Raw genomic sequence first — 16,475 nt, 5'->3', positions numbered from 1 at the left:
TGTCCGGGCATCGGACGCGCCTCCCGGCCCGCGCACCTAGACTTCCGGCTCGTGAGAGTCGAGTACCGGGTGCTGGGGCCCCTCGAGGTGCTGCTCGACGGTGAACCGGTGACGGTGCCGACCGGGCGCGGCCGAGTGCTCCTCGCGACACTCCTGTTGCGCGCCAACACGTTCATCTCGGTGGACGAGCTGGTCGACCGCGTGTGGGAGGGCACGCCGCCCGACCTCCACCGCGCGCACAAAACGCTGCAGACGGTCGTCATGCGACTGCGGCAGGCGCTCGGCGAGGCGAACTGCGTGCGGCACGAGCCGGGCGGGTACCTGGCCGAGATCGCACCCGAGCAGCTCGACCTGCTGCGGTTCCGCGCGCTGGTCGCCCGGCAGGAGTTCGGGCAGGCGCTCGCGTTGTGGCGGGGGCCCGTGCTGGGCAACGTCGTGTCGGAGTCACTGCACCGCGACGACGTGCCGCCGCTGGTGGAGGAGCAGCTCGCGGCGCTGGAGATGCGGATCGAGAAGGACCTCGCGGCCGGGCGGTCCGCGGACCTCGTGCCGGAGCTGCAGGACCTGACCCGCAGGCACCCGTTGCGCGACCGGTTCTGGGGCCACCTGATGCTGGCGCTCTACCGGTCCGGGCAACAGGCGGGTGCCCTGGCGGCGTACCGGCAGGTCAGCGAGATGCTCGCGGACGAGCTGGGGATCGACCCGGGGCCCGCGCTGCGCGAGTTGCACGAGCAGATCCTGCGCGGGGAGGTCGCGCCGCCGAAGGAGAAGCGCGTCACGCCGCGGCAGCTGCCGCCGAACCTCACCACGTTCGCCGGGCGCGAGGACGACGTGGCACGGCTCGCGGCCAGTGAGGCCGCGGTGCTGGTCATCTCGGGCACCGGGGGTGTGGGCAAGACCTCGCTCGCCGTGCACTGGGCGCACCGGGTCGCGGACCGGTTCGACGACGGGCAGATCTTCGTGAACCTGCGCGGGCAGGACCAGGTGCGGGCGATGTCACCGCAGGAGGCGCTCACGCTGGTCCTCAAAGGACTGGGCGTGGACGCGGTGCCGGTCGGGATGGACGAACAGGTGGCGCTCTACCGGTCGCTCGCCGCGGACCGGAAGCTGTTGCTGTTGCTGGACAACGCGGCGAACGCCGAGCAGGTGAGGCCGCTGCTGCCGTCGTCCGGCAGGGCGCTCACGCTCGTCACCAGCCGCGGCGACCTGCGTGGACTGACCCTGAACGACGCCGACCTGCTGCGCTTGCCGTCGTTGGGCGACGACGGCGGGCTGCGCCTGCTGGAACGCGTGCTCGGCACCGGCCGCGTGCGCGCGGAGCGGGACGCGGCCGCCGCGCTCGTGCGGTTGTGCGGCGGGCTGCCGCTGGCGCTGCGCATCGCGGCCGCGGACCTGCGCGCGCAGGACGACATGACGATCGCGGACAAGGTCGCCCAGCTGGAGACCGACCGCCTCGGTGAGCTGGCCGTGCCCGGTGACCCGGCGGCCGCGGTCGGCATCGTCTTCGACGAGAGCTACTCCGCGTTGCCCGGGGACTCCCGGCTGGTGCTGCGCCGGCTCGGGGTGCTGCCCGGGGTGGACTTCACCGCCCACGACGCCGCGGTCGTCGCCGGCCTGCCCGACGCCCGCCGCCACCTCGACCAGCTCGTCGCCGTGCACCTGGTGGAGCAGCGCGGCGACCGCTTCGCCCTGCACGACCTCCTGCGCGTGTACGCGCGGGAGAGGTGCACGAACGACGAGGTCGACGAGGCCATCGGGCGGTTGTACGACTTCTACCGCCGGATGACCGACGACGCCGCCGAACTGCTGTTCCCCGACCAGCGGCGGTTCCCGCTCGCCACCACCACGACGCAGCTCCCGGACGTCGTGCTGAAGACGTCGGAAGAGGCGTTCGGCTGGTTGAACGCCGAGTACCAGAACGTGTTCGCGGCGGTCGTCGTCGCGACCGAGCGGCACGAGTACCGGCAGGCCAACGAGATCGCCGCGGTGCTCAGCGCCTACTGCTACGAGATCCGCGACGACACGAGCTGGTCGGAGCTGTGCGACGTCCGCGGCCGGGCGGCCCGCGCGTCCGGCGACGAGGTGCTGGTCGCCGCCTCGGACCTCTCCACGTCGACCTACCGCTTCTGCCAGGGCGACTTCACGAGCGCCGAGCAGCTGGCACGGGAGTCGCTGGAGAGGGGAGTCCGGGCGGACGACCTGCCGACGCAGGCGACCGCGCACAACATCCTCGGCGCGTTGACCCGCCTCCGGGGTGACGTGGCCACCTCCCTGCACCACCAGCGGGAGGCGCTCGCCATCCACGAGCAGACGGGCGCGGTCGAGAACCAGGCGGTCGTGCTGATCAACATCGCCACCGTCTCGTTCCACGAGCCTGACCTCCCCGCCGCGGAGCGGTCCCTGCTCAGAGCGCTGGAGCTCGCCACCTCGCCCGCGGTCCGCGGTCACGCCCACACCGCGCTGAACAGCGTCTACATCGAAATGGGCAGGCTGCCGGACGTCATCCGCCAGCACGAGGCCTACCTCGCGCTGCAGGAGGAGCTCGGCAGCCCGCGGCGGATCACGCTCGGTGCCTGCGCGGCGGTGCGGGCGAAGCTGGCGATCGGGCAGGCCGACGAGGCGTTCGACCTCGCGCTCGACCTGCTCGACGGGCTGCGGCTGAAGGCCGACTTCGAGGCGGAGATCGACACCTGGGCCGCGTTGACCGACCTGTTCCACGACGAAGGCGCGCACGAGGACGCCCTGGCCGCCGGGAAGGTGATGCTCGCACTCGCCGACCAGCAGGCGTCGGTGCACCAGCGGATGGGCGCCCACTGGACGGTCGCGCGGTCGCACCGCGAGCGGGGCGACCTCGACGCGGCCGCCCACCACCTGGCCGAGCTGCGCGCGAGTCTGAGCGGGGACTACCTCCTGATCGCCGGGGACGAACTGAGGGAACGCGCGCTGTTCCACCTCGCGCTGGGCGAACGGGAGGAGGCGTTGCGGCTCGCGGAGGAGGCGGTCGCCACGCACCGCCGCCACCACCAGCGGCACCTGGAGGCCCAGTCGCTCCAGGCACTCGCGACCGTCCGCCGCGCGACGGGTGACGAGGACGGCGCCGCGGCCGCGGAGGCACTGGCCGCCGAGGCCCTGCGGGACTGCGGTGTGCCGGTAGGTTCGGCCGGGTGAGGGTCGAGTACCGCGTCCTGGGGCCGTTGGAGGTGCTCGTCGACGGGGAACCGGTTCCGGTGCCCGCCGGGCGAGGACGAGCGCTGTTGATCCTGGCGCTCGGCGACCACCCGGAAGCTCTGCGGACGGCGGAGGCGGAAGCAGCGGCGGTGGAGGTCTTCCGGGACTGCGGCGTGCCGGTAGGTTCGCCCAGGTGACTGCCGAGTACCGCGTTCTGGGCCCGTTGGAAGTGCTGCTCGACGGCGAGCCCGTCGCGGTACCGGCAGGACGCGGCCGTGTCCTGCTCGCCACCCTGCTGTTGCGCGCCAACGAGATCGTGCCGGTGAACGAGCTGGTCGAACGGGTCTGGGACGGCAGGCCGCCGGCCCCGGACCGCGCGCACAAGACGTTGCAGACGGTCGTGCTGCGCCTGCGGCAGTCGCTGGGAGCTGCCAACTGCGTCCGCACGTCGTCGCGCGGCTACACGGCCGAGGTCGGGCCGGGGCAGCTCGACCTGGCCGAGTTCCGTCGCCTCGCCGCGCTGGGCGAACACCGCACGGCATTGGCGCTCTGGCGCGGTCCGGTGCTCGGCGACGTGGCGTCGGAGTCGTTGCACAGCGAGGACGTGCCGCCGCTGGTCGAGGAGCACCTCATCGCGCTGGAACGCCGGATCGACGAGGACCTCGCCGGCGCCACGGACGTGCTGGTGCCGGAACTGCGGTCGCTCACCGAGCAACACCCACTGCACGAGGCGTTCTGGGCGCAGCTGATGCTCGCGTTGCACCGCACGGGCCAGCAGGCGGAGGCGCTCACGGCGTACCAGGAGGTTCGCCGACGCCTGGCCGACGAGTTGGGGACGACTCCCGGCGAGCGACTGCGTGCGGCGCACGAACAGGTCCTCAGCGGCGAGACGCCAGCCCCGCGCGTCGTGCCCCGGCAGCTTCCCCCGGCGCACCCGCACTTCGTCGGCCGCGAGGCCGAGCTGGCGCGGCTGACCGAGGTTGCCCGGCCGGGCGCGCCCCTGGTGATCTCCGCGATCAACGGCATCGGCGGCGTCGGCAAGACGGCGCTCGCGCTCCAGTGGGCGAACCAGGCGGCGCACCGCTTTCCGGACGGTCAGCTGCACGTGAACCTGCGCGGCTTCGACCTCCGCGCGGAGCCGCTCGACCCGATCGCGGTGGCCCGCGACTTCCTCGTGGCGCTCGGTGTGCCCGCCCAGGAGCTGCCTCCGACCGACGAGGCCGTGATCGGCCAGTACAGGTCGTTGTCTGCGCAGCGTCGGATGCTCGTGGTCCTGGACAACGCCAGGGACGTGACGCAGGTGCGCCCGTTGTTGCCCGGCGGACCGGCCAACCTCGTCCTCGTCACCAGCCGCAACCGGCTCGACGGGCTCACGGGCCGTCCCGTGGCGCTGGACGTCATGGACGAGCGGGCCGCGGTCGAGGTGCTGACCGAGCGGATCGGTGCGGCACGGGTCGCGGCCGAGCCGGACGCCGTCGCGCGGCTCGTCGAGCGGTGTGCGGGACTGCCGCTCGCGCTGGGCATCGTGGCCGCCCGCGCGGCCTACGGCGACCCGCTCACGTCACTCGCGGACGAGCTGGAGCGGGAACGCCTGAAGGCCCTCGACATCGACGACCCCGCCACGGACGTCCGCACCGTCTTCTCCTGGTCGTTGCGGTCCGTCAGCGGGGTCGCGGCGGACGTGTTCGTGGCGCTGGGCCGCCACCCCGGCCCGGAGTTCACCGTCGAGGCCGCCGCGAGCCTCGCCGCCGTGTCGGTCGAGGAGGCACGGCGCGCGCTCAGCGAATTGGTCGCGGGCAGCCTCGTCTCCACGACGAGCACCGGACGGTTCCTGCTGCACGACCTGGTGCGGGACTACGCAGCCGAACGGTTCGGCGAGCTGTCGCAGGACCAGCAGGTCGAAGCGCAGCAGCGGATGTTCGACCACTACGTGCACACCGCGCTGAAGGCGAACAGCCTGACCGAGCCCAGGGCCAGGTGGACGTCGATGGCACCTCCGTCGCCAGGGGCCGTGGTCACGCCGATACCGGACGTGCAGGCCTCGAAACTCTGGATCCAGGTCGAGCAGCCGGTGCTCCTGGGCTTGGTGAGGGAGATGGTGGCGGCAGGTGCGGATGACCTCACCTGGCGGCTGGTCTACACGCTCCACCTCTCCATGCTGCGTCAAGGACTGCTGGCCGAGGTCGAGGAAGTTGAACTGCTCGCGCTGGCCGCGGCACAACGACGGGACGACGTGTTCGGCCGACAGCGCCTTCACCGCGCTCTCGGTGGGATCTACATGGCGAAACGGGCTTTTCTCGAGGCCGAGTTCCACCTGCGCTCGGCACTGCGTTGTGAAGAGGAGATGGACAACGTCGACGGCCAGGCTGACGTCTCGCGCGGGCTGGCTCTCGTGTACGAGGAACTCGGGCAGCACCAACGGTCGCTGGACATCTTGGCCGGTTTGTACCCGAAGCTCTCCGACCTCGGCGAGTACCAGCGAGGCTGCTACCTCGCGGCATACGCGCGGGCTCACCAACAGGTCGGTGACCGCGAACGGGCGATCGAGCTGTGCATGGAGGCGGAGGTGTCGTTCGCCGGGTACACAGGCCCGCTGTCCATGCCCCACGCGAACAACGCCGAGACGCTGGGGGACATCCACGTCGAGCTGGGCAGTTACGCCGAGGCCGTCCACAGCTATCGGCTGTCGGTCGACCGGATGCGGGAGATGCACCACACCTACTACCTCGGAGAGGGCCTCGTACGGCTGGCGAAGGTCCACATCCTGCTGGGGGAGCACGACGCCGCACGAGAACACCTGGCGGAAGCCCTGCCGATCTACGAGATGTTGCGGCACCGCGGCACCGAGGAAGCGCGCAAGCTGCTTATATCACTGACGAATGTATGAAGCGAGGTTTGTACCTACCGCGGTCGGGTACCTCTACATCAGGATTCCCCACCTGGAGGTTGGAATGATCGTCCTCGGTCTGATTCTGCTGGTCGTCGGATGGCTGATGGGTATCAGCATCCTGACGACGCTGGGCGTGGTGCTCCTGGTGATCGGCGCGATCCTCGCCGTCCTCGGCGCGGTCGGCAAGCCGATCGGCGGCCGGGCTCACTACTTCTAAAGACTCATCGCTCACCGTTCCTCCCCTCGGAAACGGTGAAGGGGGAGCCTCCTTTGTGGAGGCTCCCCCTTCTTTTTGTCTCACAACGGTTTCACACGTTGTTCCTCGTGCGTGCGGCAGCGGCGAACACTCCGAACGCGACCCCCAGCATGGCCAGAGCGGCGACAGCGGCAACAACAAGATCAACAGACATGATCAGAAAAACTCCCTCTTGCGATCTCTCCCGTCCTTATGACGCCGGGGTACCCCACAACGTTGCCTCGGGTAACGTTTTCGGGGTGAAACTCCGTGCTGTGGAAGCGCGAGTGCTCTCCGTAGCGCCGTGGCTGTTCGCGTTGTCGGTGCTCGGGCACCTGTTCATGGTCGCGTTCCAGACGAAGATGACCATGATCGACCTGCTGGTGTACCGCAACGGCTCGCCGCACCTGTTCTCCGGCGACCTCTACGAGTGGCGGCTCGACCAGTACGCGGACGTGTTCCCGCTGCCGTTCACCTACCCGCCGTTCGCGGCCGCGATCTTCACGCCGATGAGCTGGGTGCCGTGGGAGGCCTCGCGCTGGATCTGGCAGCTGATCTGCCTGGGCTGCCTCTACTACATCGTGCACGTCACGCTGAAACTGCTGAAGCTGCAGGACCCGCGCCGCGTGATGCTGTGGACCGCGCTGACGCTGTGGATCGAGCCGGTCCGCACCACGCTCAACTACGGCCAGATCAACCTGGTGCTGGTCGCGATCCTCATCGGCACGCTCGCCAGCGCGCGCAACTGGATCGGTGGGGCGGGGGTCGGTTTCGCCGCGGGCATCAAGCTCACGCCCGCGATCTCGGGGCTGTACTTCCTGATCCAGCGGCGGTGGATGGCCGCTGTGTGGTCGTTCGTCGCTTTTGTGGTCGTGTACGGGATCGGCTGGGCGATCTCGCCGTCGCAGTCGGACAAGTTCTGGTTCCAGCTCCTCGGTGACGCGAGTCGCGTCGGGCCGGTCGGCAGCGCCATCAACCAGTCACTGCGCGGTGCGTTGAGCCGCACGGTCGGTTACGACGTGAAGACCGGGCCGATCTACATCGTCGCCGTGCTCGTCGCCGCGGCGTTGACGTGGTTCGCGGTCAGCAGGACGAAGGACGTGCTGGCGTTGATCGTCAGCGTGCAGATGCTCGGCCTGCTCGTCTCGCCGATCTCGTGGAGCCACCACTGGGTGTGGATGGTGCCCGCCCTGCTGTGGCTGGTCTACGAGGGCGGGCACCTGCTCTGCAAGATCACCGCCGGCCTGTGGGTGCTGCTGACCGGCGGTTACCTGATCTCGTTCCTGCTGCTCGCCCAGCCGAACATCTGGGACTTCCCGCGGCCGTGGATCTTCGTCGTGCTCGGCTGGGGTTATCCGGCCGCGGGCGTGCTCACGCTGGTCGCGATCGGGCTAGCAGCCCGGCGTCAGCGGGACGAGCTGCTGTCCGGCGAGCAGGAGGCTGCCGACGGCGAACCCAGCCGAGTCGCCGGCTGACGCGGGCTTGAAGGAGTTGCGGGCCGCGGTCCAGCCGAGCAGTCCGCCGGCGTCGAGCGCGGTCAGCAACGCCTGCCAGCCCTTCTGAGCGTGCGGCAGGTAGGTGGCGCGGTCGAGCACGCCCGCGTTGACACCCGCCGCGATCGCGTAAGTGATCATCGCGGTGGCGGCCGAGTCCTTGCCGGTGGCGCCCCAGAAGCCGTCGTGGCGTTGCAGGAACGTCAACGTCCGCACGCTCTTGGCCAGCGTCCTGGCGTACTCGGCGCGGTACGGGTGGTCGGCGGGGAGCGCGACCACCGCCTTGGCCAGGCCCTGCACAGCCCAGCCGTTCGTCTGCGCGTTCAGGCTCCACAGGCCCGTGAACTCGTTGAACGTGCGCGCCTTGAGGCTCTGGTAGGAGCGGAACGAGTAGTCCAGCATCGCCTGGTCGTGGTCGGCGAGTGCGATCCGCGTGAACGACGGCAGCGCCATGTTCAGCGCGTCCGGCGACCTCCAGTACGTGCCACCATCCCGCACCTGGGCGCGCAGGTTGTCGCGCAACGGCTGCAGCACCTCGGGTTCCGGGTGGAAGTACGCCACGTCGAGGTACGGCTCACCGGTCGCCTGCGCGTCCGGGGCGAAGGGGTGCGCCGGGTCGACCGGCAGCAGGTAGTGGTTCGCCTGCACCCACGGCCACGTCTTGTGGTTGCTGATCCCGGTCGTCCGCACCTGGGCGAGGTTGCCGGTGTGGAAACCCGCGTTGGACCAGGTGTTCGCCGCGAGATCGGTTCCCCTGGTCACCCAGGCCTGGCTGGCCTCGATCATCGTGTCCGTCACGGCACAGGGCACGGCCTGGGCCGCGGCCGGGACGAGGAGGAGACTGCCGGCCAGCGCCACGACGAACAGAGGTGTGCGCATCCGCATGAGGGTGTTCCCTCTCATTTCCGCGGGCGGCGGCAGCGCACATCTTGACCGAATCAGGCCAGGGCGTCCAGGACTCCGTCGATCTCCTCGGCGAGACTCACGTCCAGGGCGGTGATTCCTCCCTTGTAGTGCGTGCTCAGGCGGAATGTCAGCGTCTTGTAGCGGATGTCGATGTCCGGGTGGTGGTTGTCGTTCTCGGCGATCTCCGCGATCCGGTTCACGACCATGATCGCCTTGGAGAAGCTCTCCAGCTCGACGGTCTTCACCAGTGCCGCGTCCTGCGGGCACCAGCCGGGGAGTTTCGGCAGCAGGTCGTCCAACTGATCGTCGCTCAACAGCTCGGCCATGTCCTGATCGTCCCACCACGTCACGTAAGCTGCGCGTTTACCACGGGAGTCCGGTGAAGCGCCGGGCTGAGAGGAGGGCTCGCAAGCCCTCGACCGTCCACCTGATCCGGGTCATACCGGCGTAGGGAGAGGTTGCTGTGAGAAGGATTTGTGCTGTTTTCGCTGCTCTGGCGCTGACGGGCTGCTCGGCCGGCACGTCGACCGCGCCGCAGTCGCGCGAGGTCACGCTGGTGACCCACGACTCGTTCGCGGTGAAGCAGGAGGTGCTGGACGAGTTCCAGAAGTCCTCGGGCATCACCGTGAAGCAGCTCGCGAGCGGGGACGCGGGCGAGCTGACGAACAAGCTGGTGCTGACCAAGTCGAACCCGATCGGCGACGTCGCGTTCGGCGTCGACTCGACGTTCGCGTCGCGTGCCCTCAGCGAGGGCGTGTTCGCCGAGTACGCCTCGCCGGAGGCCTCGAAGGGCGCCCAGCGGTACAAGGCCGACGACTCGAACCGGCTCCAGGCCGTCGACGTCGGTGACGTGTGCCTCAACATCGACCCGGCCAAGCTCACGGCCGGCGAGCCGAAGTCGTACGAGGACCTGGTCGACCCGAAGTTCAAGGACCAGCTGGTCGTCGAGAACCCGGCCACGTCCTCGCCCGGTCTCGCGTTCCTGCTCGGCACGATCGCGAAGTTCGGCGAGGACGGCTGGCAGGAGTACTGGACCAAGCTCAAGGCCAACGGCGTCAAGGTCGTGAGCGGCTGGGAAGAGGCCTACAACCAGGAGTTCTCGGCCACCAAGGGCACCCGGCCGATCGTGGTGTCGTACGCGTCGTCGCCGTCGGCGGAGGGCGGCAGGACCAAGGCCGTGCTCGACACCTGCTACCGCCAGGTCGAGTACGCGGGCGTGCTGTCGGGCGCCAAGAACACCGAGGACGCCAAGAAGGTCCTCGACTTCCTGCTGGGCGAGGAGTTCCAGGCCCAGGTGGCCGAGCAGATGTACGTGTACCCGTCGCGCGAGGGCGTCGCGCTGCCCGAGTCGTGGGCCAAGGACGCGCCGCTTCCCGCCTCGCCGCAGTCGTTGCCCGCGGACGAGGTGAAGGACAACCGCGAGGCGTGGGTCGAGCAGTGGCGCAAGCTGGTGCAGGGCTGAGTTCGCGGACGGGCGGGCCGGTTCGCCGGATCTCCGCTCGTGCCGGGTGGTCGGCGGCAGCGCTGCTGCCGCTGGCCTTCCTCGCGCTCTTCTTCGCCTGGCCGGTCCTCGCGATCGTCGACCTGGGCCTGCGCGAGGGCGGTGTGCTCGCCGCGGTCCTCGAAGCCGACACCTGGGAGCTCGTCGCCTTCACCCTCGGCCAGGCCGCGGCCTCCACGCTCGTGGCGGTCCTCGCCGGCATGCCGCTCGCGTTCGTGCTGGCACGCTGCGAGATCCGCGGCCTCGGACTGGTCCGCGCGGCCGTGATGGTGCCGTTCGTGCTGCCGACCGTCGTGGTGGGCCTGGCTTTCCGGACGTTCTGGCCCGACGGCGGGCTCCTGCCGATCGTGCTGGCCAACGCGTTCTTCAACGTCGCCGTGGTCGCGCGGACCGTCGGCGGGCTGTGGGCGCACACGGATCGGCGCGCCGAGGACGCGGCGCGGGCGTTGGGTGCCTCGCGGCCGCGGGCGTTCGCGTCGGTGGTGCTGCCCGCGCTGGCGCCGGCGATCGGGTCGGCCGCCGCGGTCGTGTTCCTGTTCTGCGCCACGAGTTTCGGCGTCGTGCTGGTGCTCGGCGGGTCGCGGTACCGGACGCTCGAGACCGAGATCTACCTGCGGACGGTCGAGCTGTTCGACCTGTCCGGGGCGGCCGCGTTGTCGTTGCTGCAGTTCGCCGCCGTGCTGGCGGTGCTGGTGCTGGGAGCTCTGGCCCGGCGTCGGCGCGAGACCGCGCTGGCGTTGCGCGGCAGGGAGGAACTCGCCCGGAAGCCGTCCGGTGGTGAGTGGTACGTGGTGACCGCCGCGTTCGCCGTCGTCGTGGCGTTGCTGACGCCCGTGGTCGGGCTCGTGGCGCGCTCACTGTCCACTCGGGACGGCTGGAGCCTCGCCGGGTACGTGGCGCTGAACACCCGGGGCGACCGCGGAACGCTGGCCGTGACGGGGATCGACGCCGCGGTGAACTCGCTGCGGACGGCCTTCGACGCGACCCTCGTGGCGCTGGTGGTCGGGGTGTTCTCGGCCGTGGTGCTGGTCGGGTTGCGCAGGTCGGGGGCCCGGTTCGCCGAGGTGCTCGACACGGCGTTGATGCTGCCGCTCGGGGTGTCCGCGGTGACGGTCGGCTTCGGTTACCTGATCACGATGGACGCGCTGCCCGGCGACTTCCGGACGTCGCCGATGCTGGTGCCGCTGGCCCAAGCTCTCGTGGTGACGCCGTTGATCGTGCGGATGGTGCTGCCGGTGCTGCGGGCCGTCGACGAACGGCTGCGGCAGGCGGCGGCGACCCTGGGCGCCTCGCCGGCGCGGGTCTGGCGTGAGGTGGACCTGCCTCTGGTGGGCCGGTCTCTGGCCGCCGCGGCCGGGTTCGGGTACGTGGTGGCGCTGGGCGAGTTCGGGGCGACTAGTTTCCTGGCGCGGCCGGACGCGCCGACGTTGCCGGTGGTGATCGCGCGGCTGATGTCGCGGCCGGGGGAGTTGAACAGCCAGATGGCCTACGCGGCGTGCGCGCTGCTGATGGTCGTGACGGTCGGGTGCGTGCTGCTGATCGAGCGGCTGCGCGTGCCGGGCAGCGGGGAGTTCTGATGGCACTGCAGCTGGACTCGATCACCGTCCGCTATGGACGGACGGCCGCGGTGTCGGACGTGTCGCTGGAGGTGGCCGACGGCGAGGTCGTGGCGTTGCTCGGGCCCTCGGGGTGCGGGAAGTCGACGTTGCTGCGCACGGTCGCCGGGCTGGAGAAGCCCTCCGCCGGTGCGGTGCGGTGGGACTCCGCCGACCTGGCCGGTGTCCCGGTGCACCGGCGCGAGTTCGGGCTGGTGTTCCAGGACGGCCAGCTGTTCCCGCACCGCACGGTCGCCGGCAACGTGGCGTTCGGCCTGCGGATGAAGAAGACCGAGCGCGAGGCGCGGGACAAGCGCGTGCTGTCGCTGCTGGAACTCGTCGGGCTCGAAGGCTATGCCGACCGCCGGGTCACGCAGCTGTCCGGCGGTGAGCAGCAACGGGTCGCGCTGGCACGTGCTCTGGCGCCCTCGCCCCGGTTGCTGCTGCTGGACGAACCGCTGTCAGCGCTGGACAGGGCGTTGCGCGAACAGCTCGCGGTCGACCTGGCCCGGCTGCTGCGCGAGGCCGCGACGACGGCCCTGGTCGTGACGCACGACCACGACGAGGCGTTCACCCTGGCCGACCGCGTGGCGATCATGTCGCGCGGCCGGATCGTCCAGGTCGGCCCGCCCGCCGAGGTGTGGTCGTCCCCCGTGGACGTGGAGACGGCGAAGTTTTTGGGTTGCAACAAGTTCGTGCCCGGTTCGTTCGTCGGGCTGGACGTCGAACGAGTCGGGTTGCGGGCCACGGCGCTGCGGGTCGACCCCGACGGCCTGCTGGAGGGCACCGTCGTCGAACGGGTCCACCGGCGCGACCACGTGCGGCTGCTCGTGGAGATCGGCGGCGAGGAGTACGAGGCCGTCGGGCCGGTGTCCGTCGGCGACCGCGTGCGGCTCGCAATCGACTTGGACGGCGTCGCGCGCGTCGGGTAGGCATGGAGCCCTATGGGACTTCTCGAGGGACGCGTCGCGCTGGTCACGGGTGTGAGCCGGCGGCAGGGAATCGGCTACGCGATCGCCTCGCGGTTGCGCGGGCTGGGCGCCGAAGTGTTCGTGCAGCACCACGTCGCACACGACGTCTCACAGCCGTGGGGCGCCGACGACGTGGACGAGGTGCTGGCGGACCTCGGCGCTTCAGGGCTGGCCGTCGACCTGGCCCGGCCCGAGGCGCCGGAGGAGTTGCTGGCCGCGGCCGTCGAAGCGTTCGGACGGGTCGACGTGCTGGTGTGCAACCACGCGCGGTCCGGTGGCGACGGCTCGCTGGCCGAGGTGGACGCGGCGATGCTCGACGAGCACTACGCGGTGAACACGCGGTCGTCGATCCTGCTCGCGCAAGCGTTTGCCAAGCGGTGGACCGGGAACGACGGCGGGCGGGTCGTGTTCCTGACGTCGGGGCAGAACCTCGGCCCGATGCCCGGCGAGGTGGCCTACGCGGCCTCGAAGGGGGCGCTGGCGGCGATCGTCGCGACGCTGTCGCACGAGCTCGCGGACCGGGGCGTCACCGTCAACGCCGTGAACCCCGGCCCGACCGACACGGGGTGGGCCGGACCGGAGCTCACGGAACTGGTGAACGAGCGGATGCCGTTGAAGCGCTGGGGCCGGCCGGACGACGCCGCCCGGCTGATCTCCTGGCTGTGCACCGACGACGCTCAGTGGATCACCGGTCAGGTGATCAACAGCGAAGGCGGCTTCCGGCGTTAGTTGTCCTTCGTGATGAGGCGCATCGCGGCCAGGCCCGTGCCGATCAGCAGGTAGCAGCCCGCGAGCAGCGTGCTGTCCCAGATCTGGCCGAGCGGGATCGGGTCGCGCATCACGTCGATCAGGCCGGGGAAGCCGGTCGTGATCAGGAACGGGTGCAGCCAGTCGAGTGACGGGAACTGCGACAGCACCTGGAACACGATGATCGTCGTCATCGTCGCCGCCTGCACCACCAGCGGGTGCTCGGTGGTCGCCGAGACGGCGAGGGCGACCGCGCCGATCGACACCATCTGGAACGTCACCAGGACGATGAACAACGCGATGCGCAGCAGGCCTTCGCCCGTGCCCAGCGTGGTGCCGGACAACGTCATCATGCCGTCGGAGCCGAGGAACGCGGTGCCGGCGATGATGCCGACGACGGCCATCAGCGTGACGGCGAACAACGACATCGCGGTGAGGCCGAAGAGCTTCACGAACAGCAGCCGCACGCGCGACACCGGTGCGACCAGCAGGCCGCGCAACGTGCCGTGCTGCGCCTCGCCCGCCAGGCCGTCCGCCGCCCAGATCGACGCCACCAGCGGCAACAACAGGTTGAGCGACAGGAACAACGTGAAGATCGGCACGACCAGGCCGTTGCCCTGGATGATCGCGGCGAGTCCCGGGCCGCCGCCACCGCCCTCGTCGTCGCCCGCGGTCCAGATGCCGAAGCTGATGATGATCGGCACCAGCACCAGGCCGAACAGGCCGATGATCGTGCGAGGCCTGCGCAGCATCCAGCGCACCTCGGAACCGAACTGACGCGTGATCATCGCCGTCCCCCGTCCAGGGTGTCCACGGCGGACATCCCGCGCTCGGCCTCCTCGGCCTCGGTGAGCCGCGCGAACAGCTCCTCCAGGCCCGTCTTCCAGCGCGTCGCCTCGAAGACGCGGGCGCCTCCCTGCACGAGCGTCTCGATCACCTGCGGCGCGCTCGTCCCCGCGAGCTCGACGCGCAGGCCGTCACCGAGCGGGCGCGCGGAGATCTTGGCCTGCCGCAACGCGCTCAGCGCCTTCTCGACGTCCGGCGTGATCACCTGCAGCGCGGATCCCCCCGCCTGCAGGAGCTCGGTCAGCTCTCCTTGCGCCACCACGGTTCCGCGGTGCAGCACCGCGACGTGCGTGCACGTCGCCTCGACCTCGCTCAGCAGGTGGCTCGACACCAGCACCGTGCTGCCGGCCGCGTGCAGGTCCGCGATGATCTTGCGGATCTCCCGCGTGCCCGCCGGGTCGAGGCCGTTGGTCGGCTCGTCGAGCACGACGAGCTTGCGCGGCACGAGCAACGCCGCGGCCAGGCCGAGGCGTTGCTTCATGCCGAGCGAGTACCCCCGGTACCTGCGGTGGGCCGCCTGGGCGAGCCCGACGCGTTCGATGGCGTCCTCGACCGCCTGCTTGATCTCCTTGCGAGGCAGCAAGGGCTCGAACGCGGCACACCTGACGAGGTTCTCCCGTCCACTGAGGAACGGGTGGAACCCCGGACCCTCGACCAGCGCGCCCACGTGGGGCAGCGCCTGCTCGGCTCCCTCCGGCAGCGGCCGTCCGAGCAGTTCGATCTCCCCCTGCGTGGGGCGGACCAGCCCGAGCAGCATCCGGATCGTGGTCGTCTTGCCGGACCCGTTGGGGCCCAGCATGCCGAGCACGGCTCCTTCCGGCAGCTCGAGGTCGACGCGGTCGACGGCGACCGTGCTCCCGTACTCCTTGCGCAGTCCCTTGGTCCGCGCGGCGACAGCGGTCTTCGAAGGCGCTGTCACCGGCGCGCTGGTCGAGGTGGTCACTTCACCTGTCCGATCGTGTCGAACAGCACCTGCTCCGGAACGGCGCCCGCGACCACGCGGCCGTCGTCGGAGATCAGGATCGTGGCGACCTTGGTGGTGAACAGCTGGCCGCTGCCCCAGGTGCCGCTGACCTTCTTCGTGAACTTGTCGACCAGACCCTGTGCCTCGGCCGGGACCTGCGTCATGGCCTGGGCGGGAATCCTCGCGCCGACGACCGTGTCCCAGCCCGTGCCGAAGATCTGCGGGTCCTCACCCTGCAGGGCCTGCTCGAGACCCAGCTCGGGCGTGCGGTCCGCCCGCTGCTCCTTGGCCTCCGGCGTGGTGACCTTGGCGTTGGCGGGCGGCGTGAACTCGAACAGCTTCGAGTCCTGCGGGCCGACGTTGATCTCGCTGAAGCCGACCGTGCCCGCGGGCTCGCTCGTGCCGTTGGTCAGGACGGCGACGCGCAGCGGCATCTTGAGCTCGGAGTCGACGGCGACCCGCACCTCGCGGATCAGCGTCTTCTCGCTGGCCTTGGGGGTCAGCACGAGCTCGTAGGCGGCACGGTTCGCGACGCGCGCCGTCCCGTCCACGCTGATCTCGCTGAACTCCTTGGTCAGGCCGACGATCTGCTTGGCGGCCTCGGCCGGGTCGACCGACTTGGCCTTCTCGTCGGCGGGCTTCGGCTCGTCCGCCTTGTGCTCGGACTTCGTGACCTCGTTGTCCGCGGAGTTCCACGCCCACGTGGTCGTGCCGTCGTTGACGATGGTCTGCTCGGACTGGCCGTTCGGCAGGGCGGCGCGGAACTTGCCGTTGCCGTCGGTCCAGATGCGGGCGCTGTGCTTGCCGTCGGCGAGCTGCGGGATCTCGGCGATCGACGGGAGGCCGAGCTTGTTGTCGACCTCCACGGTTCCGCCGAACGCGCCGGGCTTGCTCGTCAGGACCTGCTCGACGAGCGCCTCCGGGGAGACGTCCGGAAGGGTGGGCGGCTGGCCCGCACCCGCCGGCATCGCGAGCAGGCTCAGGCCTGCCGCTCCGGTGATCACACCGGCCGCCGCGGCGGCCAGGGTCACCTTTCGCTTGTTCATCAGTGGTTCCCCTCCTCCAAGGGCTTGTACCCATAGCTTGGTGGTGGGTTGCTGAGATGGTGCTGAGACTACTCGGACCTGCGGTTTCCCGCCTGCGCCCTGCTTTTTTCTGA

Annotated in this window: 14 protein-coding genes and 1 riboswitch; of the genes, 9 read left to right on the top strand and 5 right to left on the bottom strand. The window is 70.3% G+C overall.

Annotated features, from left to right (window positions below):
• Window positions 1-51 precede the first annotated feature (51 nt).
• The 5 genes from ND450_RS27875 (at window position 52) to ND450_RS27855 (ending at window position 7,768) form a co-directional block, all read left to right on the top strand.
• Window positions 52-3,168, top strand: coding sequence for a BTAD domain-containing putative transcriptional regulator (locus ND450_RS27875; protein WP_253321528.1), 3,117 nt, complete (start codon window positions 52-54; stop codon window positions 3,166-3,168).
• Complete coding sequence (locus tag ND450_RS27870) at window positions 3,165-3,365, top strand: hypothetical protein (protein ID WP_253321527.1); 201 nt, start codon at window positions 3,165-3,167, stop codon at window positions 3,363-3,365. Before ND450_RS27875 ends, ND450_RS27870 begins: the two co-directional genes overlap by 4 nt.
• The gene (locus ND450_RS27865; protein ID WP_253321526.1) at window positions 3,362-6,055 is read left to right on the top strand and encodes a BTAD domain-containing putative transcriptional regulator; all 2,694 of its coding nucleotides are present in this window, start codon (window positions 3,362-3,364) and stop codon (window positions 6,053-6,055) included. Before ND450_RS27870 ends, ND450_RS27865 begins: the two co-directional genes overlap by 4 nt.
• Before the next feature lie 64 nt (window positions 6,056-6,119).
• Complete coding sequence (locus tag ND450_RS27860; RefSeq protein WP_089909616.1) at window positions 6,120-6,275, top strand: DUF6131 family protein; 156 nt, start codon at window positions 6,120-6,122, stop codon at window positions 6,273-6,275.
• 278 nt (window positions 6,276-6,553) lie between these two features.
• Window positions 6,554-7,768 (top strand): mannosyltransferase, encoded by a 1,215-nt coding sequence (locus ND450_RS27855; RefSeq protein ID WP_253321525.1) that lies wholly within the window; start codon window positions 6,554-6,556, stop codon window positions 7,766-7,768.
• Here ND450_RS27855 and ND450_RS27850 read toward each other — a convergent pair.
• On the bottom strand, window positions 7,685-8,665 hold the full coding sequence (locus ND450_RS27850) for a glycoside hydrolase family 88 protein (RefSeq protein ID WP_253321524.1): 981 nt from the start codon (window positions 8,663-8,665) through the stop codon (window positions 7,685-7,687). The genes ND450_RS27855 and ND450_RS27850 overlap by 84 nt on opposite strands.
• A 59-nt stretch (window positions 8,666-8,724) precedes the next feature.
• Entirely contained in the window at window positions 8,725-9,018 is a 294-nt protein-coding gene (locus ND450_RS27845; RefSeq protein WP_253321523.1) for a 4a-hydroxytetrahydrobiopterin dehydratase, read from the bottom strand.
• 34 nt (window positions 9,019-9,052) lie between these two features.
• Window positions 9,053-9,163: riboswitch (TPP riboswitch) on the top strand.
• Here ND450_RS27845 and ND450_RS27840 point away from each other — a divergent pair.
• The 4 genes from ND450_RS27840 to ND450_RS27825 all read left to right on the top strand — a co-directional run bounded on the left by ND450_RS27840 (window position 9,156) and on the right by ND450_RS27825 (window position 13,488).
• On the top strand, window positions 9,156-10,154 hold the full coding sequence (locus tag ND450_RS27840; protein WP_371927424.1) for a thiamine ABC transporter substrate binding subunit: 999 nt from the start codon (window positions 9,156-9,158) through the stop codon (window positions 10,152-10,154). It overlaps the preceding riboswitch by 8 nt.
• Window positions 10,130-11,770: an iron ABC transporter permease gene (locus ND450_RS27835; RefSeq protein WP_253321522.1), complete on the top strand. Its 1,641-nt coding sequence runs from the start codon at window positions 10,130-10,132 to the stop codon at window positions 11,768-11,770. The genes ND450_RS27840 and ND450_RS27835 overlap by 25 nt, the downstream gene beginning before the upstream one ends.
• Window positions 11,770-12,720, top strand: a complete 951-nt coding sequence (locus ND450_RS27830) for an ABC transporter ATP-binding protein (protein ID WP_253321521.1) — start codon at window positions 11,770-11,772, stop codon at window positions 12,718-12,720. The genes ND450_RS27835 and ND450_RS27830 overlap by 1 nt, the downstream gene beginning before the upstream one ends.
• A gap of 12 nt (window positions 12,721-12,732) precedes the next feature.
• On the top strand, window positions 12,733-13,488 hold the full coding sequence (locus ND450_RS27825) for an SDR family oxidoreductase (RefSeq protein ID WP_253321520.1): 756 nt from the start codon (window positions 12,733-12,735) through the stop codon (window positions 13,486-13,488).
• On the opposite strand, the gene ND450_RS27820 is transcribed toward ND450_RS27825, so the two are convergent.
• Genes ND450_RS27820 through ND450_RS27810 form a run of 3 tightly spaced genes read right to left on the bottom strand, consistent with a single transcriptional unit; the run spans window position 13,485 to window position 16,362 of the window.
• Window positions 13,485-14,294 carry an ABC transporter permease gene (locus ND450_RS27820; protein WP_253321519.1) on the bottom strand — a complete coding sequence of 270 codons (810 nt, stop codon included), beginning with the start codon at window positions 14,292-14,294 and terminating at the stop codon, window positions 13,485-13,487. The genes ND450_RS27825 and ND450_RS27820 overlap by 4 nt on opposite strands.
• On the bottom strand, window positions 14,291-15,295 hold the full coding sequence (locus ND450_RS27815) for an ABC transporter ATP-binding protein (RefSeq protein ID WP_089909638.1): 1,005 nt from the start codon (window positions 15,293-15,295) through the stop codon (window positions 14,291-14,293). Before ND450_RS27815 ends, ND450_RS27820 begins: the two co-directional genes overlap by 4 nt.
• Complete coding sequence (locus ND450_RS27810) at window positions 15,292-16,362, bottom strand: hypothetical protein (RefSeq protein WP_253321518.1); 1,071 nt, start codon at window positions 16,360-16,362, stop codon at window positions 15,292-15,294. The genes ND450_RS27815 and ND450_RS27810 overlap by 4 nt, the downstream gene beginning before the upstream one ends.
• Between the last annotated feature and the right edge of the window lie 113 nt (window positions 16,363-16,475).

Source organism: Lentzea sp. HUAS12 (assembly GCF_024125735.1).
In the GTDB taxonomy this organism is placed as follows: domain Bacteria; phylum Actinomycetota; class Actinomycetes; order Mycobacteriales; family Pseudonocardiaceae; genus Lentzea; species Lentzea albida.
The sequence above is the reverse complement of the archived record's forward strand: the minus strand, read 5'-3'. Positions and strand labels throughout refer to the sequence as shown.